Annotated in this window: 17 protein-coding genes; 5 read left to right on the top strand and 12 right to left on the bottom strand. The window is 63.3% G+C overall.

Annotated elements, in window-relative coordinates; all coding sequences use genetic code 11:
- Both ACEQXE_RS14385 and rplQ read left to right on the top strand, forming a co-directional pair.
- Positions 1–664: DNA-directed RNA polymerase subunit alpha (locus ACEQXE_RS14385; protein WP_370180369.1), on the top strand; the 664-nt coding region annotated here is incomplete at its 5' end.
- An 81-nt stretch (positions 665–745) separates the two neighbouring features.
- Positions 746–1,168: a 50S ribosomal protein L17 gene (gene rplQ, locus ACEQXE_RS14380; RefSeq protein WP_370180368.1), complete on the top strand. Its 423-nt coding sequence runs from the start codon at positions 746–748 to the stop codon at positions 1,166–1,168.
- 86 nt (positions 1,169–1,254) lie between these two features.
- Here the strand turns inward: rplQ and ACEQXE_RS14375 are convergent, their stop codons facing one another.
- On the bottom strand, positions 1,255–1,947 hold the full coding sequence (locus tag ACEQXE_RS14375) for a hypothetical protein (protein WP_370180367.1): 693 nt from the start codon (positions 1,945–1,947) through the stop codon (positions 1,255–1,257).
- Positions 1,948–2,078: 131 nt separating this feature from the next.
- Between ACEQXE_RS14375 and ACEQXE_RS14370 the strand changes: the two genes are divergently transcribed.
- The 3 genes from ACEQXE_RS14370 (at position 2,079) to ACEQXE_RS14360 (ending at position 5,918) form a co-directional block, all read left to right on the top strand.
- Entirely contained in the window at positions 2,079–4,223 is a 2,145-nt protein-coding gene (locus ACEQXE_RS14370; RefSeq protein ID WP_370180366.1) for a prolyl oligopeptidase family protein, read from the top strand.
- A gap of 310 nt (positions 4,224–4,533) precedes the next feature.
- Positions 4,534–5,067: a hypothetical protein gene (locus tag ACEQXE_RS14365; RefSeq protein WP_370180365.1), complete on the top strand. Its 534-nt coding sequence runs from the start codon at positions 4,534–4,536 to the stop codon at positions 5,065–5,067.
- A gap of 146 nt (positions 5,068–5,213) precedes the next feature.
- Positions 5,214–5,918: a hypothetical protein gene (locus ACEQXE_RS14360; protein ID WP_370180363.1), complete on the top strand. Its 705-nt coding sequence runs from the start codon at positions 5,214–5,216 to the stop codon at positions 5,916–5,918.
- Positions 5,919–5,944: 26 nt separating this feature from the next.
- On the opposite strand, the gene ACEQXE_RS14355 is transcribed toward ACEQXE_RS14360, so the two are convergent.
- From ACEQXE_RS14355 to ACEQXE_RS14305, 11 genes are all read right to left on the bottom strand, one after another.
- A complete protein-coding gene (locus ACEQXE_RS14355; RefSeq protein WP_370180361.1) occupies positions 5,945–6,649 on the bottom strand; it encodes a trimeric intracellular cation channel family protein in 705 nt (234 codons plus the stop codon).
- Between the two features lie 50 nt (positions 6,650–6,699).
- Positions 6,700–7,134: a VOC family protein gene (locus ACEQXE_RS14350; protein WP_370180360.1), complete on the bottom strand. Its 435-nt coding sequence runs from the start codon at positions 7,132–7,134 to the stop codon at positions 6,700–6,702.
- On the bottom strand, positions 7,131–7,958 hold the full coding sequence (locus ACEQXE_RS14345; RefSeq protein WP_370180359.1) for a hypothetical protein: 828 nt from the start codon (positions 7,956–7,958) through the stop codon (positions 7,131–7,133). The genes ACEQXE_RS14350 and ACEQXE_RS14345 overlap by 4 nt, the downstream gene beginning before the upstream one ends.
- A 10-nt stretch (positions 7,959–7,968) precedes the next feature.
- A complete protein-coding gene (gene lpdA, locus ACEQXE_RS14340) occupies positions 7,969–9,387 on the bottom strand; it encodes a dihydrolipoyl dehydrogenase (RefSeq protein ID WP_370180358.1) in 1,419 nt (472 codons plus the stop codon).
- Between the two features lie 116 nt (positions 9,388–9,503).
- Positions 9,504–10,790, bottom strand: a complete 1,287-nt coding sequence (odhB, locus tag ACEQXE_RS14335) for a 2-oxoglutarate dehydrogenase complex dihydrolipoyllysine-residue succinyltransferase (protein ID WP_370180356.1) — start codon at positions 10,788–10,790, stop codon at positions 9,504–9,506.
- Between the two features lie 6 nt (positions 10,791–10,796).
- Complete coding sequence (locus ACEQXE_RS14330; protein WP_370180355.1) at positions 10,797–13,667, bottom strand: 2-oxoglutarate dehydrogenase E1 component; 2,871 nt, start codon at positions 13,665–13,667, stop codon at positions 10,797–10,799.
- A 98-nt stretch (positions 13,668–13,765) separates the two neighbouring features.
- Positions 13,766–14,656: a succinate--CoA ligase subunit alpha gene (sucD, locus tag ACEQXE_RS14325; RefSeq protein ID WP_370180354.1), complete on the bottom strand. Its 891-nt coding sequence runs from the start codon at positions 14,654–14,656 to the stop codon at positions 13,766–13,768.
- A 4-nt stretch (positions 14,657–14,660) separates the two neighbouring features.
- On the bottom strand, positions 14,661–15,503 hold the full coding sequence (locus ACEQXE_RS14320; protein WP_370180352.1) for a hypothetical protein: 843 nt from the start codon (positions 15,501–15,503) through the stop codon (positions 14,661–14,663).
- Positions 15,504–16,478 (bottom strand): malate dehydrogenase, encoded by a 975-nt coding sequence (mdh, locus tag ACEQXE_RS14315; RefSeq protein WP_370180351.1) that lies wholly within the window; start codon positions 16,476–16,478, stop codon positions 15,504–15,506.
- Positions 16,479–16,817: 339 nt separating this feature from the next.
- Positions 16,818–18,680, bottom strand: coding sequence for a putative bifunctional diguanylate cyclase/phosphodiesterase (locus tag ACEQXE_RS14310; protein WP_370180349.1), 1,863 nt, complete (start codon positions 18,678–18,680; stop codon positions 16,818–16,820).
- A 288-nt stretch (positions 18,681–18,968) separates the two neighbouring features.
- Positions 18,969–19,826 carry a Coq4 family protein gene (locus ACEQXE_RS14305; RefSeq protein ID WP_370180348.1) on the bottom strand — a complete coding sequence of 286 codons (858 nt, stop codon included), beginning with the start codon at positions 19,824–19,826 and terminating at the stop codon, positions 18,969–18,971.
- Between the last annotated feature and the right edge of the window lie 63 nt (positions 19,827–19,889).

Here is a 19,889-nt window from a genome sequence, read left to right as displayed (position 1 = left end):
GGATCTGGTGATCTGTCACCTGGACGAAGGCGCAACGCTCAACATGGAGCTGACCGCTGACGTAGGTAAGGGCTATTCGCCCGCAATTGCCAATCGCCCGGCAGATGCGCCGATCGGCCTGATCCCGGTCGACAGCCTGTATTCGCCGGTTCGCCAGGTGAGCTACAAGGTCGAGAACGCCCGCGTTGGCCAGGAACTGGACTACGACAAGCTCTCGCTGACCATCGAAACCGACGGCACCGTCACCCCGGAAGACGCAGTGGCCTATGCCGCTCGCATCCTCCAGGACCAGCTGACCCTGTTCGTCCACTTCGAAGACGGCATCCCGCAGCCCAGCTCGGCCATGATCGGTCAGGCTGCAGAGCCGCAGGAAAGCGACACCAACCAGCTCAACCGTTACCTCCTCAAGAAGGTCGACGAGCTGGAACTGTCGGTCCGTTCGGCGAACTGCCTCAAGAACGACAACATCATCTACATCGGCGACCTGGTCCAGAAGACCGAAGCCGAGATGCTGCGCACGCCGAACTTCGGCCGCAAGTCGCTCAACGAGATCAAGGAAGTTCTTTCCAGCATGGGCCTGCGCCTTGGCATGGACATCCCCGGCTGGCCGCCGGAAAACATCGAGGAAATGGCCAAGAAGCTCGAACAGGAGCTGCTGGGCTAATCGGGTTGGGGCGGCGCACCCTGAGCGCCGCCAGTACCGGGGTACCTCGTACGGCCCCCTTACGAACGAAGGATAAAGAATATGCGTCACGGAATTTCGCAGCGTAAGCTGAGCCGCAAGTCGGGCCACCGCACAGCCCTGTTCCGCAACATGTCGGCTGCGCTGATCAAGCACGAACAGATCCTCACCACGCTCCCCAAGGCGAAGGAACTGCGCCCCTACGTCGAAAAGCTGGTCACGCTGGCGAAGCGCGGTGGGCTGTCCAACCGTCGCCTTGCGATGGGGCGCCTGCAGGACGAGACGCAGCTGAAGAAGCTGTTCGACGTTCTGGCTGAGCGTTACTCGGATCGTGACGGCGGCTATGTCCGCATCATCAAGGCCGGCTACCGCGCCAGCGACAGCGCGCAGCTGGCGATCATCGAATTCGTCGATCGCGACGAAGACGCCAAGGGGCAGGATTCGGGCCCGGTAATGACCGAGGAAGACGAATTCGACGACGCATAAGCGCCGATCGCAATCACGATTATCGAGAGGGCCGCGGGAGCAATCCTGCGGCCTTTTTTGCATCAGAACAGCACGCCCGCGTCGGTTCAGGACTGGAAGTCGGTAATCACGGATTCGCGGGCCCTCTCTACCGCGTAGGGCTTATCGTCTTCAGGGAAGCTGGCGTATAGTTCCTCGGCCTCGGAAATCAGCGCAGCGTTTTGTGTGAGCCAGCCATGTTCGTAGAGCGACACTGCGAGCAGTTCGCGCTCGAACTCGTCCTCCCCTCCAGCGCGTTCGAGCATGTAGCGATTGCCGAGCACCCGCATGCGCGACCAGTCCGTCAGCTCGGGAAGATCGTGATAGCGTGCGTGGTCGAACAATTGCCCGGCTGCGCCGCGAAAATCGTACGCCGGGGCGTCGAAGGCGCCGCGCGCCGCCAGCAGCGGCTCCAGTGCAGAGACGGTCTTGATCAGCCATTCCCGGTCGAGAACGTCTTCCGGTGTGTCCCACTCGCTGTCGTGATGCTGTGCCGCGCCGAAATAGGAGGTGCCGACGATTTTCAGGAGGTCGAGTCGTTCCTCCTGCGTGAAGGTGCCCGAGGCGAGATATTCCTCTGCCTCCTGCGCTACAGCAAGCAGCTGGGAGGTAGCGTCTTCGCGCTCCTCCCATTCAAGTCCATAGGCGTCGTCGATCCGTTCTTTCCACGCGCTCAGACGCTCTGCATCGACTTGTGCCGCCGCCGGTCCCTGCAAGGCCAACGCCGCGCCGACCATCGCGCATATCGTGGCAAATCGCATGTCCTTCCTCCCTCGCGGTCTCAGCCGCCCGACGCGATCCTAGGCCGGGGTCTTGCCAACACAAGCCCGTTTGCACGCAAGGTGCGTGCGGCTAAAGTGGTGCGAAACCGATTCAAGAGAGGATCCCCCCGATGTTCCGCAACACCCTCCTCACCGGAGCCGCCACCATGCTCGTCGCGAGTGCCGTGCCCGCCTTCGCGCAAGACCTGGCGGCACCCGACTACCCCGAAACCCGCGCGGGCGACGTCGTGGAGACGCCATTCGGCGAGGATGTGGCCGATCCTTACCGCTGGCTAGAAAACGATGTTCGCGTCGATGAAGAGGTGGCCGACTGGGTGGAGCGGCAGAACGCAGTCACCGACGCTTTCCTCGCCAAGCTTCCCGGACGAGAGAACCTGAAAGCACGCATTACCGAACTGACCGACTACGAGCGGTTCGGCCTGCCGACCGAGAAGGGCGGGCGCTATTTCTACACCCGCAACGACGGGTTGCAGAACCAGAGCGTGCTGTATGTGCGCGAGGGGCTGGATGGTGAGCCGCGCGTGCTGATCGATCCCAATACATGGGCGGACGACGGAGCCACCGCGCTGGCGGACTATGCGATCACGGAAGATGGCAGCAAGCTGCTTTATGCCATCCAGGATGGTGGCAGCGACTGGCGCACGGTCAAGGTGATGGATGGCGCCACGGGCGAGGTGATGGCCGACACCGTGGAATGGGTGAAGTTCTCGAACCTAGACTGGGCGAAGGATGGTAGCGGGTTCTATTACAGCCGCTTCCCGGCGACGGGCGAGGGCGAGACCTTCCAGGCGCTCAATACCAACCAGCAGGTCTATTTCCACAAGCTCGGCACCGAACAGATACAGGACGGGCTGGTCTACGAGACGCCTGACAAGCCCGAACTCAACCACACTGCGCAGGGGAGCGATGATGGCCGCTGGCTGATCGTGACCAGTTCGAGCGGCACCGACGAGCGCTATGAGATCACGCTGATCGATCTCGAGCGGGCCGACGCCAAGCCTATGACGCTCGTACCGGGGTTCGAACACGACTATTCTTATGTTGGCAATCTTGGCAGCCGCTTCTTCTTCGTCACCAATGACGGCGCGCCGCTCAAGAAGGTCGTCTCCACCGACATCACCGCCGCCGATCCGCAATGGACCACGGTGATACCCGAGAGCGAACAGACACTGGGCGGGGTATCGCTGGTCGGTGGCAAGCTGATCGCGAGCTACCTCGTCGATGCCAAGAGCAAGATCGAGGTGTTCGGGCTCGACGGTACTTCGCAGGGGGAAGTCGCACTGCCCGGGATCGGCAGCGCAGGCGGTTTCGGCGGCGATCCCGAGCAGAACGAAACCTTCTACGTCTTCTCCAGCTACAACCGCCCGTCGACCATCTACCGCTACGATGCGGGGACCGGCGAAAGCACGGTATGGGCGCAGCCCGAAGTGGCCTTCGACCCGGAAGACTTCGTGGTGGAGCAGAAATTCTACACCTCGAAGGATGGCACCCGCGTGCCGCTGTTCCTCGTGCGCAGCAAGGAAGTGGCGACAAGCGGCGAGGCTGCGCCGACGCTGCTCTATAGCTATGGCGGGTTCAACATCTCGCTTACGCCGGCGTTCAGCGCCTCGCGCCTCGCGTGGATCGAGGCGGGCGGAGCCTATGTCGTCGCCAATATCCGTGGCGGTGGTGAATACGGCAAGGCGTGGCACGATGGTGGCCGCCTGAATAACAAGCAGAACGTGTTCGACGATTTCATTGCGGCGGGTGAATACCTGATCGCCGAAGGGATCACGCCGGAAGACGGGCTTGCGATCCAGGGCGGGTCCAATGGCGGCCTGCTGGTCGGCGCGGTTGCCAACCAGCGGCCCGATCTGTTCGCGGCGGGCAATGCGGCGGTCGGTGTGATGGACATGCTGCGCTTCGACCAGTTCACCGCTGGGCGCTACTGGGTCGACGATTACGGCTACCCGAACAAGGAAGCCGACTGGAAGGTGCTGCGCGCCTATTCGCCCTATCACAACGTGCGTGACGGGGTGGACTACCCCGCGCTGTTGGTGACCACTGCCGATACGGACGACCGCGTGGTGCCCGGGCACAGCTTCAAATATACCGCCGCGCTGCAGGCAGCGGACCTGGGTGAGAGGCCGCAGCTGATCCGAATCGAAACGCGTGCGGGCCACGGGTCGGGCAAGCCGACCGACAAGGCGATCGAGGAAGCAGCCGATATCCTTGCCTTCCTCGCGGCCTTTACCGGGCTCGACCTGGGCGAGTAATGCGGTGACGTGGCGGGGCCATCGGCCCCGCCGCCGCGAACGGGAGGGGTAGGTATCGGCGCGCGATTCGCCTGAACAATGGCTGTCGCGTTCTGTCGCGGGCAGTCCCCCCGCCTATGGCATTTTGGCAGGGATGGGTGGAAATTGCGCCGTTAAACGGCCGATAGCCGGGCCTTAAGGGCCGTTCAGGTTTGTGGCTATTTGTATTAACAATAGCTTTCGTGGCAATTCAGTGGGACCTCACTGGGGCTCTCCTAGAAACACTGGTGTTCGGGCAATCGCGCTCGTGCACGAAGTGAGGAGACCCACCATGACCACATTCACAAAGGCCGCCCTGTGCACCGCCGCCGCGGGCGCCATGGCCTTCACCTCTGCCGCCCCTGCCGAAGCGCAGCGCTATCGCGACCGCGACAACGACGGCATCAGCGCGGGCGAAGTCATCGCCGGTGCGCTGATCATCGGTGGCATCGCCGCGATTGCATCGGCGTCGAACCGCGACCGCCGCGGTGATCGCTATCGCAACAATTACTACCGTTCGAACGGCAACCCGCGTGCGGCGATCAATCGCTGTATCCGCGCGGCCGAGACCGATGCCCGCCGCTCAGGCTATCGCTACGCCAATGTCGTTGATGTAAACCGCGTGCGTGACACCCGCCGTGGCTGGAACATTTCCGGTCGCCTCGAGGTCCAGGGCCAGCGCGGCTATCGCGATCAGCGTCGCGGCTACAACAACAACCGTCGTGGTTACAACAATCGCGACCGGGGCCGCTTCAGCTGCCAGATCCGAAACGGTCGTATTGTCGACATGGACTATAACGGCATCCGCGGGATGCGCCGCTACTGATCGGACGAGTTCGTCACGCTCTGATCCGGGGCACCGGTGGGGCGACAGGGGTAGGCGGTTCAGCCCTTCGACAGGGCTGGCCGCCTATTTTTCGGTTTGGTCGCAAGAGGGCCGTCGCGGCTCTCTGTTTTAGAAAGACGAGAACCATGCGCCAGATTGCCAATCTTTCGCTCGCCTGCGCGGTTGCTGCGCTGGCTGTTTCCCCGGCCCAGGCAGTCGAACTGCCACGGGTAGCGCCTGCCACAAAGGCGGAATATTCCACCACGACCGTACTCGAAAATGGGGCGGACACAGCGGAATATCGCCGACACTATCGGTATCGCCGGCACCATCGTGACCGGGTCGATGCGGGCGACGTGATTGCAGGGGCGCTGATCATCGGCGGGATTTTCGCCGTCCTCTCGGCCAGCAATAACAACCGTAACGATCGCTACGACCGCGACGGCTTCGAGGATAACGCCTTCGATTCCGCAATCGATTCCTGTGTCGACCGGGTCGATCGGGAGCAGCGTGTCGGCACGGTCGACAATGTCGGGCGCACGCGCAATGGCTATTCGGTCAGCGGTACCCTGGCGAGCGGGAGCCCGTTCAGCTGCGAGGTTTCCGGCGCCGGTCGCGTGATTGGCGTCAACTATGGCTACGGCAACGTGTCGTACCAGACGGGCGGTAACACCTATGGCGATCCGCAATTTTCGGACGATGCCTATGCGCGTGCCCGTGCGAATACCTACTCGACGCCCGATACCAACGCGCAGCCTGCCTATCCGGGCGGGCCGATCGACGGCGATCAGCAGTATTCGGACGATTACTATGGTGACACGTCCTACGGCGACGAGGGCGAGCCGTACTGACCTTCGCCTTCAAAGGCCTCTGAACCTCAGGTTCGGGGGCCTTTTTCCTCGGCGCCCTCCAGTGCCTCCGCTTCGGCCTGGGCAACGCCGCGTTCGTTATAGGCGGGCAGGCTCAGCTCGAACCGGATCGCCGCGCTGCGCAGCACCAGCCCGGCGAGCGTCGCGATACTCCACACGATCCAGCGTTCGCTCTCGTTTTCACCCACGATGAGCATGCCGATGGCGCAGACCGCAGAGGACAGTGCGGCGGCGGTCACATAGAGTTCGGGCCGCATCAGGATCGACGGGCGGCTGGCGACCACATCGCGGATGATCCCGCCGACCGTACCGGTAACGATCCCCATCAGGATCGCAGGGATGGGAGGGATGCCATAGCTCAGCGCCTTGGCCGTGCCGAGCACCGCATAAGCCGTCAGCCCGATACCATCCGCATAATCCAGCAGCTTGCGATGCCAGAGCCGCGTGGGCGTGAACCACACGAGCAGTGCCACGCCCAAGCAGACTGCCGCGACCCACGGGTCGCCGATCCAGAACACGGGCGCCCCGATCAGCAGATCGCGCACCGTACCGCCGCCCACGCCCGTGATAAGTGCGAAGAACGACAGGGTCACGATGGTCTGCTTCTCGCGCGCGGCGATCAGCGCGCCCGACAACGCAAACACTGCCACGCCGATCAGGTCGAGCCAGTCGAGCACAGGGGTCAGGATCACGGTTGCGTCGGGTACGGGCATATGCCGCGCCTGCTAGCGGGGATGGGCGCGCTCCACAATCCGGGCGCGGCCTAGTCTTTCGCGAACAATGCGTCCGGGTCTGCCATCGCCTTGATCTCCAGCGCATTGCCGCTGGGATCGCGAAAGAACATCGTCGCCTGCTCGCCGGGCCGGTCGCGGAAGCGGACGGTGGGTTCGATGATGAATTGCAGCCCCGCTGCAGTCAGCCGGTCGGCCAGCGCCTGCCATTCGTCCATCGGTAGCACGACACCGAAATGCGGCACGGGCACCGCTTCGCCATCCACAGCATTGCGATCCTCGCCCGCCGCACGTGCTGCCACGGCCGCCGGGGCGACATGCGCCACGATCTGGTGCCCGAAGAAATCGTAGTCCACCCAGTCCCTGTCCGATCGGCCCTCCTCACAGCCCAGCAACGCGCCGTAGAAATTGCGCGCTGCGTCCAGATCGTGAACCGGAAAGGCGAGATGGAAGGGCGGAATGGTCATGGCGTCCCTTCTCTCTCATCGCGCAGGGCGAAGGCAAGGGCATGGGCCAGCGCGTACCCGACGATCGCTGCGGCGCCATATCCGGCGAGCGGTGTCGGGTAGTTCGAGATCAGCGCAGCGAGCCAGAAACCGAACAGGCTCAGCGCCACCGGATAGCGTGTGATGCGTGGCAGGCCTGTGCCAAAAGCCATCAGAAGGATCGATCCGGCCAGTGACAGGGCGAGCAGCGCAGCCATTGCCGGGTTCGTGCGAAGCGCGTCGATGATAATACGCTCTACAAAGGGGGCGGCGGGCAATTCGCCCTGCAAGGCAGCTGCAATGGCAATGAGGAAGCCTGCGATGATCACCAGCCCGACGCGCCAGTCGTTGCGCACCTGGTAGATTCCGATAGCGCCGCCGGTGAGCGCGAAGGCGCTCGCAAAATCCGGCTGGGCGAATGTGACCAGTAGCGCTGCGAGAATGCCGGGTGGGCCGAGCCTTTCCTCGCGCGCAGCCAGCACCGCCAGCGACGGGATGGTGAGCATGCCTGCGTGGAGGATGAAGTCCCACAGCGGAAGCCACCGCGCAATACCGTTCATCGATGGGCCGGTAAGAAGGGGGAGGGCGAACAGCGCGAGGAGCACGCCACCCGCAATCAGCCGCGCCCGCTGGCCAAGTTTCGGCAGTCCGATCAGGACGATCAGCGCCGCGAGCAGCAGCGCCCCGCTGTTCACGATCAGGTAGTCACGCGGTGCGTCGCCGCTCGCCATGTAGCCAAGCCCGGCGAGCACCGGCAGTGCGATCGCAAGCAGCGCTGGAAACCTTTCTTGCCAGCGCGTGCCCATATTCGTGCCCTCAGACGTGGATTGGCTTGCCCTGAACCGCCATTGCCGCTTCCTTGATCGCTTCGGAATGCGTCGGGTGCGCGTGGCAGGTATAGGCGATGTCTTCGCTGGTGGTGCCGAATTCCATCGCCTGGGCAGCCTGCGCGATCATGGTGCCCGCGGGTACGGCAATCGCCCACACGCCCAGCACGCGGTCGCTTTCGGCTTCGGCGATCACCTTCACGAAGCCGTCCGGCTCGTGATTGGTCTTGGCGCGGCTGTTGCCCAACATGGGGAATTTGCCGACCTTCACGGCTTTCTTGTCGCCGCCCATCTTCTCGATGGCTTCCTCGGTCGTCAGACCCACACCCGCGATCTCGGGCCAGGTGTAGACGACGCTGGGGATGATCGCGTGGTTCACGATGCCGGTCTGCCCGGCGATGTTCTCTGCCACGGCAATTCCTTCATCCTCGGCCTTGTGCGCAAGCATGGGGCCGGGGACACAATCGCCGATGGCCCACACGCCATCCACCTTGGTGCGGAAGTCGTGATCGGTCTCGATCTGGCCGCGCTTGTTGGTCTCCAGCCCGATCGCGTCGAGACCAAGGCCGTCGGTGTTCGGCTTGCGCCCGATCGACACGAGCACGCAATCTGCTTCCATCGTTTCTTCGTCGCCGCCTGCTGCGGGCTCCAGCGTCAGCGTCGCGGTCTTGCCCTTGACGGTGACGCCGGTGACCTTGGTGCCGAGCTTGAACTCGATCCCCTGCTTCCTGAAGATTTTGCGCGCTTCCTTGCGGATATCACCGTCCATGCCGGGCAGGATCTCGTCGAGGAATTCGACGCAGGTGACTTCGGCGCCCAGACGCCGCCAGACCGAGCCGAGTTCCAGCCCGATGACGCCGCCGCCGATGACGATCATCTTCTTGGGCACCTTGGGCAGTTCGAGCGCGCCGGTGCTGTCGACCACCACGTGCTTGTCGTTGTCCACCACGACATTGGGCAGCGGCGTGACGGAAGAACCGGTCGCGATCACGATGTCCTTCGCGGTGACCGTTTCGTCGCCCACTTTCATCGTGTGTGCGTCCTGGAAGGTGGCGTAGCCCTTCTTCCAGTCGACCTTGTTCTTCTTGAACAGGAATTCGATCCCGCCGGTCAGGCCCTTCACCGCGTCGCGGCGCTGCGCGTGCATCTGGTCGAGATTGAGCTTTGGCGTCACGTCGATGCCCAGTTCCTTCATCGCGCCGTTCTTCGCCGCGTCGAAATACTCGCTTGCGTGGAGCATCGCCTTGGAGGGAATGCAACCGACGTTGAGGCAGGTGCCGCCCAGCGTCTCGCGCCCTTCGGCGCACGCGGTCTTCAGCCCCAGCTGCGCAGCGCGGATCGCGGCGACATAGCCGCCCGGGCCTGCGCCGATGACAAGGACGTCGTAGTCGTAGTTGTGGTCAGCCATTGTGGCCTCCGTTGTGCGGTTCGCCCTTCGACAAGCTCAGGACGAACGGCGGAAATTCAAGTCCTGTCTAACCCCATTCGTGGTGAGCTTGTCGAACCGCGAACGTGGGCGAAACCTTACAGATCGATCAGCATCCGCGCTGGATCCTCGATCGCTTCCTTCATGATCTTGAGCGCAGTCACTGCCTCGCGCCCGTCGATCAGCCGGTGATCGTAGCTCAATGCGATATACATCATTGGGCGGATCACTATCTCACCATCGACAACGACCGGGCGGTCCTCAATCCGGTGGAGGCCCAGCACCGCGCTTTGTGGCGGATTGATGATTGGAGTGCTCATCAGCGATCCGAACACGCCGCCATTGGAGATGGTGAAGGTGCCGCCCTTCATGTCTTCCATCGTCAGCGTTCCGTCCTTGGCGCGCGCGCCGAAGTCCGCAATGTCCTTCTCGATCTGTGCGAAGCCCTTCTTGTCGGCATCGCGGATAACGGGGACGACGAGGCCATTGGGCGCCGAAACCGCAACCGAGATGTCCACGTAATCGTGGTACACGATCTCGTCGCCCTCGATATAGGCGTTGGCGGCGGGCACGTCCTTCAGCGCAAGGCAGGCGGCCTTGGCGAAGAAGCCCATGAAGCCCAATTTGATGTCGTGCTTCTTGGCGAAGAGGTCCTTGTACTTTTCGCGCGTTTCGATGACCGCGCTCATGTCGCAATCGTTGAAGGTGGTGAGCAGCGCGGCATTGTCCTGCGCGCTCTTGAGCCGCTTGGCGATGGTCTGGCGCATGCGCGTCATCTTGACGCGTTCCTCGCGGCGCTCCCCGGAAGAGACCACAGCAGGCGCAGACGGAGCGGGTGAGGGCGCAGGCGCTGAGCCTCCATCGCCCTTGTTCTTTGCGGCCTCGATCACGTCTTCCTTGGTCAGGCGACCATCCTTGCCGGTGCCCTTGATACTGCTCGGGTCGACCCCGTATTCCAGCACCGCGCGACGTACGGCGGGGGAGAGGGTTTGGTTGCCGTCACCCGACCCATCCTCGTGGTTGCCGTAAGCGGCCTGACCGGAATCGGCAGCCTTCGCCTTGGCGGGTTCGGCATCCTGCTTGCCGCCAGCCGATTTTCCGGCACCCTTATCGCGATTGGCTTCCTTGCCCTTGGCAGCAGGCGCCCCGCCTTCGGCTACCGTGGCGAGCACGGCGCCCACTTCCACCGTATCGCCCACATCGGCGCGCAGGTCCTCGATCACGCCTGCGACGGGGGAGGGGACTTCCACCGCAACCTTGTCGGTTTCCACGCTGACGATGGGCTCGTCCACCGCAACGGCATCGCCCGGCTGCTTGAGCCATTCGGCAATGGTGCCTTCGGTGACCGATTCACCCAGTTGCGGGACCGTGATTTCAGTAGCCATGATGGGTCAGACCTTCTTTTCGGCTTTTTCGGTTTTCTTGAGCGCGCGCTTTGCTTCGCCGCCATCGGCAAGACCCAGCGCGATCGTGACGAGCGCATCCTGTTGGCACTGGTGGCGCTTGGCGAGCCCGGTGGCGGGCGATGCCGCTTCCTCGCGGCCAGCATAGCAGGGGCGCATTCCATCCTTGCCAGCATCGCTGAGTGCGGCCTCGATCTTCTCGTTCACGAAGAACCACGCGCCGTTATTGCGCGGCTCTTCCTGGCACCAGACGACCTGTTCGAGGTTGGTCATGCGGCTCATGCGAAGGGCCAGCGGTTCGCCCGGGAAGGGATAGAGCTGTTCGATCCGCACGATCGAGACATCGTCCAGACCTTCCTCGTCGCGGCGTTCGATCAGGTCGAAGGCGACCTTGCCCGAACACAGTACGAGGCGCTTGATCTTCTTGTCCGCTGCGCTGTCCGGCTCCATCGCCGGGTCGGACAGGATGCGCTTGAACTGGCTGTCGCCCATGAACTGGTCCGCGCTGCTCTTCGCCATCGGGTGGCGCAGCAGGCTCTTGGGAGTCATGATGACCATGGGCTTGCGGAACGGACGCAGCATCTGCCGGCGCAGCACATGGAAATAGTTGTGCGGCATGGTGATGTTGCACACCTGGATATTGTCGTTCGCGCAGAGCTGCAGGAACCGTTCGAGCCGCGCGGACGAGTGCTCCGGCCCCTGGCCTTCGTAGCCATGGGGAAGCAGCATCACGAGGCCGTTGGCGCGCAGCCACTTGACCTCGCCGGACGCGATGAATTGATCGATGATGATCTGCGCGCCATTGGCGAAATCGCCGAACTGGGCTTCCCACAACACAAGGGTCTTGGGATCGGCGAGCGCGAAACCGTATTCGAAGCCCAGCACGCCGTATTCGGATAGGGGACTGTCGTAGACCTCGAACTTGCCGTGCGGCAGCGTAGTGAGCGGAATGTACTTCTGCCCTTCGACCTTCTGGTCGTGCCACACCGAATGCCGCTGGCTGAAGGTGCCGCGGCCCGAATCCTGGCCCGACAGGCGCACGCCGTAACCTTCGGATACAAGGCTGCCGAAGGCGAGTGCTTCGGCCGTGGCCCAGTCAAAGCCTTCGCCCTTGTCGAACATTTCGCGCTTGGCATCGAGTACGCGGTTGAGCGTGCGGTGCGTGGTGATGTCGTCCGGCACGGTGGTGAGCGTGCGGCCAAGGCTGTCGAACAGCTTCTTGGAGATCGCGGTTTCCACGTTTCGGCGCGATGTTTCGGGATCGACCGGCTTGTTCAACCCGGCCCAGCGACCGCCGAACCAATCGGCCTCGTTGGCCTTGTAGTTCTTCCCCGCGTCGAATTCTTCCTGCAGGTGGTCGGTAAACTCGTCGCGCGATTTCTCGACGAAGCCATCCTCGATCACGCCTTCTTCCAGCAGCCGGTCCGAATAGATCACGCTGATCTTCGGGTGCTTCTTGATCGCGGCGTACATCTGCGGCTGGGTGAAGCTGGGCTCGTCGCCTTCGTTGTGGCCGAACCGGCGATAGCACCACATGTCGATCACGATATCGCGGCCAAATGTCTGGCGGTATTCGATCGCCAGCTTGCACGCGAAAGTCACCGCTTCGGGATCGTCGCCATTCACGTGGAGGATCGGCGCCTGAACGCCCTTCGCCACGTCGCTGGGGTAGGGCGACGAACGGGCGAATTTGGGGCTGGTCGTGAAGCCGATCTGGTTGTTGATGATGAAGTGGATGACGCCGCCGGTATTGTAGCCGGGGATGCCGGAAAAGCTCAGCGTCTCCCACACGATACCCTGGCCCGCGAAAGCGGCATCGCCGTGGATCAGCACCGGCAGCACCTGTTCGTGCTGCTTCAGGTCGTCGCGGATGGCCTGCTGCGCGCGCGCCTTGCCCAGCACCACCGGGTCCACCGCTTCGAGGTGGCTGGGGTTGGGCACCAGGCTCATATGCACCGAAATGCCGTCGAACTCGCGATCGGTGCTGGTGCCGAGGTGGTACTTCACGTCGCCCGATCCGCCTACATCTTCCGGGTTGGCGCTGCCGCCGGAAAACTCGTGGAAGATCACGCGATAGGGCTTCGCCATCACGTTGGCGAGCACGTTGAGCCGCCCCCGGTGCGCCATGCCGTAGATGATCTCGCGCACGCCCATCGCGCCGCCATACTTGATGACCGCTTCGAGCGCGGGGATCATCCCCTCGCCCCCATCGAGGCCGAAACGCTTGGTGCCGACATATTTCTTGCCGAGGAAGTTCTCAAACTCCTCGCCCCGGATGACCGCGGAAAGGATCGCGCGCTTGCCCTCGGGCGTGAACTGGATGACCTCTTCGGGCCCCTCGATCCGCTCCTGCAGGAAGCGGCGTTCCTCCACGTCGGAAATATGCATGTATTCGAGGCCAACCTTGCCGCAGTAATTGGCCTTCAGCGTGTCGTAGAGTTCGCGCGGGGTGGTCCATTCGAGGTTGAGGTTCCCGCCCACGAAGATCTCGTGGTCCATCGCATCGGGCGGGAAATGCCATTCGAGCGTCAGGTCTTCGGGCAGCTCGCGCTTCGACAGGCCGAGCGGGTCGAGATCGGACGCAAGATGCCCGCGCACCCGGAAGGTGCGGATCAGCAGCATGGCGCGGATCGCGTCTTCGGCCGCCTGGGTGATGCTGGCCTGGTCGGCTGGCTTGCCAGCCTTCTCCATCGCTTGCTTGACCACGACTTTCATGGCCGTCGGGTCGAGCGCCTGCGTAAGGTCGGCCTCGTTGGTAAGATCGGTCAGCGGCCAGCGCGGATTGGCCCAGCTGGGGCCCGCCTGCGCGGCTTCCTGATCGCCGAGCTCCGGCAGGAATGACTGGTCTTGGTTGCCCATCGGCCCTCACTTACGCATCCCGATCTGCCGGGACTTCCTTCAAACAAGCACTCACGGGCAAAATCGGTCCCCGCACGATGCGGGGACCCGCGAGAGCCTTACGCGTCTTCCTTCAACAGTGCGGCGAGCGTGGTGCCCAGCTCGCTGGGCGATTGCGCCACGCGAATGCCGGCGCGTTCCATTGCCGCGATCTTGTCGTCCGCGCCGCCCTGGCCGCCCGAGACGATGGCGCCCGCGTGGCCCATGCGGCGGCCCGGAGGCGCCGTGCGGCCCGCGATGAAGCCGACGGTCGGCTTCCAGCGGCCCTTGGCCTTCTGGTCTGCGAGGAACTGCGCAGCTTCTTCTTCGGCGCTGCCACCGATTTCGCCGATCATGATCATGCTCTCGGTTTCCGGATCGTCAAGGAACAGGTCGAGCACGTCGATGAAGTTGGTGCCGTTCACCGGGTCGCCGCCGATGCCGACAGCCGTTGTCTGGCCGAGGCCGGCATTGGTCGTCTGGTGCACCGCTTCGTAGGTCAGCGTGCCCGAGCGCGAGACCACGCCGACGCTGCCCTTCTTGAAAATCGAGCCGGGCATGATGCCGATCTTGCATTCGCCCGGCGTCAGCACGCCGGGGCAGTTCGGGCCGATCAGGCGCGAATTGCTGCCTTCGAGCGCGGCCTTGGCGCGCACCATGTCGAGCACGGGAATACCTTCGGTGATCGTTACGATCAGCTCCACACCCGCGTCGATCGCTTCGCAGATCGCGTCGGCGGCGAAGGGCGGCGGCACGTAGATGACCGATGCGGTCGCACCGGTCTCCGCTACGGCTTCCTTCACCGTGTTGAAGTTCGGCAGGCCCAGGTGGGTGGTGCCGCCCTTGCCCGGCGTCACGCCCGCAACCATCTGCGTGCCGTAATCGAGCGCCTGCTGCGTGTGGAAGGTGCCGGTGTCGCCGGTCATCCCCTGGGTGATGACCTTGGTGTTCTTGTCTACGAGGATGGACATTGGCTCAGCCTGCTCCGTTGTCTTCGATGAGGATTTCGAGGCGGTCGACCGGATTGTCGACGTCGTCGGTCACAAAAATGTCGTCGTGGCGCGAACCCCATTCGTAGAGGTTCCTCGAGGCGTAATAGCCAAGCGCTGCGAATTCTTTGTCGAGCATCAGGCGAACCTTTTTCACCCGCGCATCGGGCATCGGCCCGTGGATACGGCACCGGCCGAAGCCATTTTCCTTGTTTTCGAGCGGGGTGATCAGCGGGCCACCACGCGGATGGGCAAACGAAACCCTTTCCCCGCTATCGGCGTCCGCCGCCACCGGTTCCCACCCGCGGCCCAGCAGGTACGCTTCCCTGAAGCCTTGCCATGTCGCTGCGAGATTGCAGGTCTGGACGGCAAATAGCACCAGCTGGATATCGTCGTCATAACGTGCCGGTTCGGGTTCCGGGCGCTCGGGCGCCTTGGTCGGGATTGCGCCTTCGTCGATGAACCACTCGACGAGCTCCAGCGTCACGACGCCGTCGCGAACCAGGTGGCTCTTCCCCAGCTGGATCATGACCGCTTGCTCGTTCGCGTCCCCGGCGACCACGGCCAGCGCGAGGATGCTGCCGGTCGGGAGGTCGCCGCTCGCGAGGATGTCTCCCTTGTCTGCAAGCATCGACCACAAGAGCTTGTGGGCGCGGACATTCTCAGGATTCGCATCGATATCGGCGAAGTTGGGCCCTTCGCGCTGGATGATAACCGCGCGCGGCTCCGCCTTTTGCGACCGCAACACGACGTCGTCCGCCTGCGCCGCAACGGGTGCGGGCAGGGCGGCGACCAGCGCGAGGGACAGGAGGGCGCGCGCGGCGTTCACTTACGCGAGGCTGCCGTCGATCTTCTTGCAGGCTTCGAGCAGTTCCTTGACCGCATCGACGCTGACCTGGAAGTTTTTCTGCGCGGTATCGTCCAGTTCGATCTCGACGATCTTCTCCACGCCGTTGCGGCCGATCACGATAGGCACGCCCACGTAAAGGTCGTCTACGCCGTACTGGCCGGTCAGGTGCGCGGCGGCGGGCAGCACCCTGCGCTTGTCCTTGATGTAGCTCTCCGCCATCTGGATCGCGCTGGTGGCGGGGGCATAAAAAGCCGAGCCATTGCCCAGCAGCTGGACGATCTCGCCACCGCCCTTGCGCGTGCGATCGACGATCGCGTCCATCTTTTCCTGCGTCGACCAGCCCATCTTGATGAGGTCGGGCACGGGAATGCCCGCGACGGTCGAATATTCGAGGATCGGCACCATGGTATCGCCGTGGCCGCCGAGCACGAAGGCAGTGACATCTTCCATGCTCACGTCGAATTCGGTCGCGAGGAAGTGGCGGAACCGCGCAGAATCGAGCACGCCCGCCATGCCGACCACCTTGTTGTGCGGCAGGCCGGAGAATTCGCGCAGCGCCCACACCATCGCATCGAGCGGGTTGGTGATGCAGATCACGAAGGCATCGGGGCAGTTGTTCTTGATGCCTTCGCCGACCGCCTTCATCACCTTGAGATTGATGCCGAGCAGGTCGTCGCGGCTCATGCCCGGCTTGCGCGGCACGCCGGCGGTCACGATCACCACGTCGGCGCCGGCGATATCCTTGTAGTCGCTGGTGCCCTTGAGGGTGGCGTCATAGCCTTCGACAGGGCCTGCCTGCGAGAGGTCCAGCGCCTTGCCGGCAGGCATGCCCTCGGCAATGTCGAACAGGACGACATCGCCCATTTCCTTCATCGCTGCGAGGTGGGCGAGGGTGCCGCCGATCATGCCGGCGCCTACGAGGGCGATTTTTCTGCGTCCTGCGGGAATGGCCATGGGAGCGTATCAGTCCTTCTTGCCGGGGACGCCGCGGTTACCGATCTGATGCAAGGGCTCTCGCGCTCCGTCGGCGTCCCCGAAGGATTACGCGCGAACTGCCCTGCGTTCTGGCGAAGGGACCTAGGCTCGGCTCAAGGGGATTGCAACCGCCAAAAGACGCAAGTTATCAGAGCTTTTATATAATGATTCGCAAGAGCGATTATCGGTGGTTTTCCCGTGTAATGGGATTGCGGCACCGGCCCGCTCCCCCTCCCGGCCACCGCACAGGGTACTCTATTGGGTGGCCGGGAGGCGGAGCGGGCCGGTGCGGATCGTTTCAGCTAGCCTGAAACCAGGCTACGCGGCGCGCAGTCCGTCGCCGTCGCGGTCTTGCGCAAGCAGCATCGCGGCAAGGTAATCGGGCACAGCGCGGCTGAAGAAATAGCCCTGGCCCAGCGTACAGCCCGCATCGCGGACGGTTTCGACCTGCTCCTGCTCTTCCAGCCCTTCGGCCACGATTTCCATGTCCAGCCCGCGGCCCATGGCGGCAACGGCGCGGATAATCGCATGCGCACGCGGGCCGACATCGTCGCCCGACACGAAGCAGCGATCGACCTTGATCTTGGAGAAGGGGAACTTGTGGATGTAGGACAGCGAGGAATAGCCGGTGCCGAAATCGTCCAGCGCAAAGCGCACGCCCTTGGCGCTCAACTCGTCGATAAAGGCGGCGGTCTGCTCGCTATCCTCGATAAACAGGCTTTCGGTCACCTCCAGCTCCAGCCGCCGGGGATCGAGATTGGCTTCGCGCAGCGCGGATTCGATCGCCAGCACGGCGCCAGGCGCCTTGATCTGGAGTGGCGACAGGTTGACCGCGACGCTGACATCCTCGGGCCACTGCGCGCAAGCGAGTGCCGCTTGCCGCGTGATCCAGTTGCCCAACGTGACGATGACGCCGGTTTCTTCGGCCACGGGGATAAACTCGCCCGGCCGCAACTCGCCCTTGATCGGATGGAACCAGCGCAGCAGCGCCTCGAAGCATTTGATCCTGCCGGTCTGCAGGTCGACGATTGGCTGGAAGAACAGCGACAACTCGTCGCGCTTGATCGCCTGGCGCAGCTCCGCCTCGATCTCGCGGCGACTGGCCAGTTCGCGGGTCATCGCAGGGTCGAAGAAGCGGTGGCCTCCGCGTGTCCCCTGCTTGGCATGGTAGAGCGCCAGGTCGGCGGCCTGCATCAGGCGATCGGCGTCGATCCCGTCGTCGGGCATCATCGCGATGCCCACCGAACTGCCGATCTCCAGCCGCTCTCCGTCAAGCCGCATCGGGCGTTTGATCTGCTGCAGGATGCGGGCTGCCAGCGCCTCGCAATCCTCGCGGTGGCGCACGCTGCAGAAGAACACGAATTCATCGCCGCCGAAACGGGCAATGCCTGCCTCGTCTGGCAGGCTTTCGCGCAGACGTCTGGCAACTTCGGACAGGACCCGGTCGCCTATCTGGTGCCCCAGCAGGTCGTTCACTTCCTTGAACCGGTCCAGATCCATCCAGAACAGGGCCAGGTGCTGGTCCGGCCCGCACCGCATCAGCTCGGTCACCAGCATTTCGTTCAGGCCTGCACGGTTGTGGAGCCCGGTGACGACATCGGTGTGGGCGAGAACTTCCATCTTGCGTGCCAGCCGTTCGCTGGTTTCCGCTTCGGTGATGGACGTCCGCAGCGAGCGGTTGACCTTCATGGTGATGGAAATGACAGACGGGATATGCAGGATCGTCGCCAGACCCAGTACCAGGATCAGGGTGGACTTGCTCAAGACCAGTGCGATGCTCAGCGGTACCAGCACTGTCAGCAGCTGACCCAGCGCGATAAACGGACTGCCTGCGTTCCGTGCTGCAATCGCGGTGGCATAGCTTACCGCCACGACCACCAGCAGCATCTGCGCGTCATAGGGGACCTCTCCCCACACGGCGATCGAAGCGACCGCGCTCAGCGACGCGGCGAAGGCAAAAGCGCCGACTTCGAACATCAGTTCAAGGGTGCGGGTGTTCCACCGTGGCAGATAGTGGATCGCGAAGACCAGGCCCGTGCGCATCAGTGCGATCGCGCCTACCACCGAAGCGGCGATAATCAGCCACGTATCCCCCACGGTCAGCGCCGCGGTCATGCAGACGCCAGTGGCGGCAACCGCGCCGATGATGAGGCTCATCGGGTTGGAATAGAGCGAGTCCACCAGGGTCTTGCGGACCCTGGCGTCGATTACGCTATTCGGCGTTTCGCCCTTAAAAAATGATCGTGAGCCAAGAATGTGCATTTTCCCGCTGTTTCCGCAGGAACGCTAGACGGAAAATGGTCACCAAGTGGTTAAAATCCCGGTTTTTCCGTGGGATCGGCTTGGAACCGCGCCGGTAACACTGTGAGCGCTACCTCGACAGGCCCCGTAAAGCGCCTAGGCTTCCTGCTTGGCAAGAAATGCGTGCGGATCAATTCCTTCGGCGCCGAATCTCTCCAGCACTTCGTACTACAGGGTCGGCTCGGGGATGGTCAGCCGCGCACGGACATCCTCTAGCGGCAGGGGCAGCAGGTCGAGGATCGGCTGTTCGACGATGCGTTGTGTCAGGCGCCCATTGCGTCTCGCTTCCAGGAAAGCGCGCAGGATCGGTGCCTTGGTGCGCAGCTTGACCTTCATCAGCAATGTGCCCGCCCATGCGACGAACAGGTGCCCGGGGCTGGGGCGCTGGTGGTACAGAAAGCCGAGTACGCATTGCTCGCCGAAGGTATCGCGACCGTAACCGGTCAGGATGTGCAGGATATCGTGCGTATCGCGCAGGCGATCGCCATACCATTCCACCCCGTCGTCGAGCATGGCCATGCCATTGCGCGTATCGCCGGAAGCTTCCACCAATCCCGCCGCGCTCAGCCCTTCGCGTTCCATAAAGTCGCAATAGGCGTGCGCAAAGCTGCCTTTCGGCATCTGTCGCAGGCGCGCGTGATCGTCGAAAATCTCGGGCAGGTAGGGTTCGGATCGGTAAATCGCGAGGCCCCGCTCGGTCCGCAGGAAATCCACCGCAGCCTTGCCCACTCCACGCCACGGCAGCGTATCGAACACTCCGATCAGTTCGTCGGTCTGTTCCTTGTCTTTCAAGACCTTGCTGAAGTGCTGCAAGGCCTTGAGCGGTCGCAGACGGGGGCGCACCCGGTCCGGGTGGACGAGCGGCTTGATATCGACCCGCCCGTCACCCAGGTCGCGCACGAGCACATCGGGGCCGAGCGTCCCGCCTTCATCGCCGCCGCCCTCGCGCAGCAGGAAGGACCGGACATCGTCCTCAACCGGTGCATCGAGCACAGTTGGCGACTGGAGATGGGTAGGGGCAACCATGCCGCAGAATCTGCCGCATGGTTAATTTTCTGTCAATTGCGTTAAGGAGTGCCGTCCGGCGCT

The sequence above is a fragment of the Alteriqipengyuania sp. genome, assembly GCF_964222115.1.
In the GTDB taxonomy this organism is placed as follows: domain Bacteria; phylum Pseudomonadota; class Alphaproteobacteria; order Sphingomonadales; family Sphingomonadaceae; genus Alteriqipengyuania.
This window is presented reverse-complemented; position numbering and strand designations above follow the sequence as displayed.

What these genes read in the sequence shown, in the direction of transcription:
- rplQ (WP_370180368.1), top strand. Translation starts at nt 746, where the DNA reads ATGCGTCACGGAATTTCGCAGCGTAAGCTGAGCCGCAAGTCGGGCCAC.
- ACEQXE_RS14375 (WP_370180367.1), bottom strand. Translation starts at nt 1,947, where the DNA reads ATGCGATTTGCCACGATATGCGCGATGGTCGGCGCGGCGTTGGCCTTG.
- ACEQXE_RS14370 (WP_370180366.1), top strand. Translation starts at nt 2,079, where the DNA reads ATGTTCCGCAACACCCTCCTCACCGGAGCCGCCACCATGCTCGTCGCG.
- ACEQXE_RS14365 (WP_370180365.1), top strand. Translation starts at nt 4,534, where the DNA reads ATGACCACATTCACAAAGGCCGCCCTGTGCACCGCCGCCGCGGGCGCC.
- ACEQXE_RS14360 (WP_370180363.1), top strand. Translation starts at nt 5,214, where the DNA reads ATGCGCCAGATTGCCAATCTTTCGCTCGCCTGCGCGGTTGCTGCGCTG.
- ACEQXE_RS14355 (WP_370180361.1), bottom strand. Translation starts at nt 6,649, where the DNA reads ATGCCCGTACCCGACGCAACCGTGATCCTGACCCCTGTGCTCGACTGG.
- ACEQXE_RS14350 (WP_370180360.1), bottom strand. Translation starts at nt 7,134, where the DNA reads ATGACCATTCCGCCCTTCCATCTCGCCTTTCCGGTTCACGATCTGGAC.
- ACEQXE_RS14345 (WP_370180359.1), bottom strand. Translation starts at nt 7,958, where the DNA reads ATGGGCACGCGCTGGCAAGAAAGGTTTCCAGCGCTGCTTGCGATCGCA.
- lpdA (WP_370180358.1), bottom strand. Translation starts at nt 9,387, where the DNA reads ATGGCTGACCACAACTACGACTACGACGTCCTTGTCATCGGCGCAGGC.
- odhB (WP_370180356.1), bottom strand. Translation starts at nt 10,790, where the DNA reads ATGGCTACTGAAATCACGGTCCCGCAACTGGGTGAATCGGTCACCGAA.
- ACEQXE_RS14330 (WP_370180355.1), bottom strand. Translation starts at nt 13,667, where the DNA reads ATGGGCAACCAAGACCAGTCATTCCTGCCGGAGCTCGGCGATCAGGAA.
- sucD (WP_370180354.1), bottom strand. Translation starts at nt 14,656, where the DNA reads ATGTCCATCCTCGTAGACAAGAACACCAAGGTCATCACCCAGGGGATG.
- mdh (WP_370180351.1), bottom strand. Translation starts at nt 16,478, where the DNA reads ATGGCCATTCCCGCAGGACGCAGAAAAATCGCCCTCGTAGGCGCCGGC.
- ACEQXE_RS14305 (WP_370180348.1), bottom strand. Translation starts at nt 19,826, where the DNA reads ATGGTTGCCCCTACCCATCTCCAGTCGCCAACTGTGCTCGATGCACCG.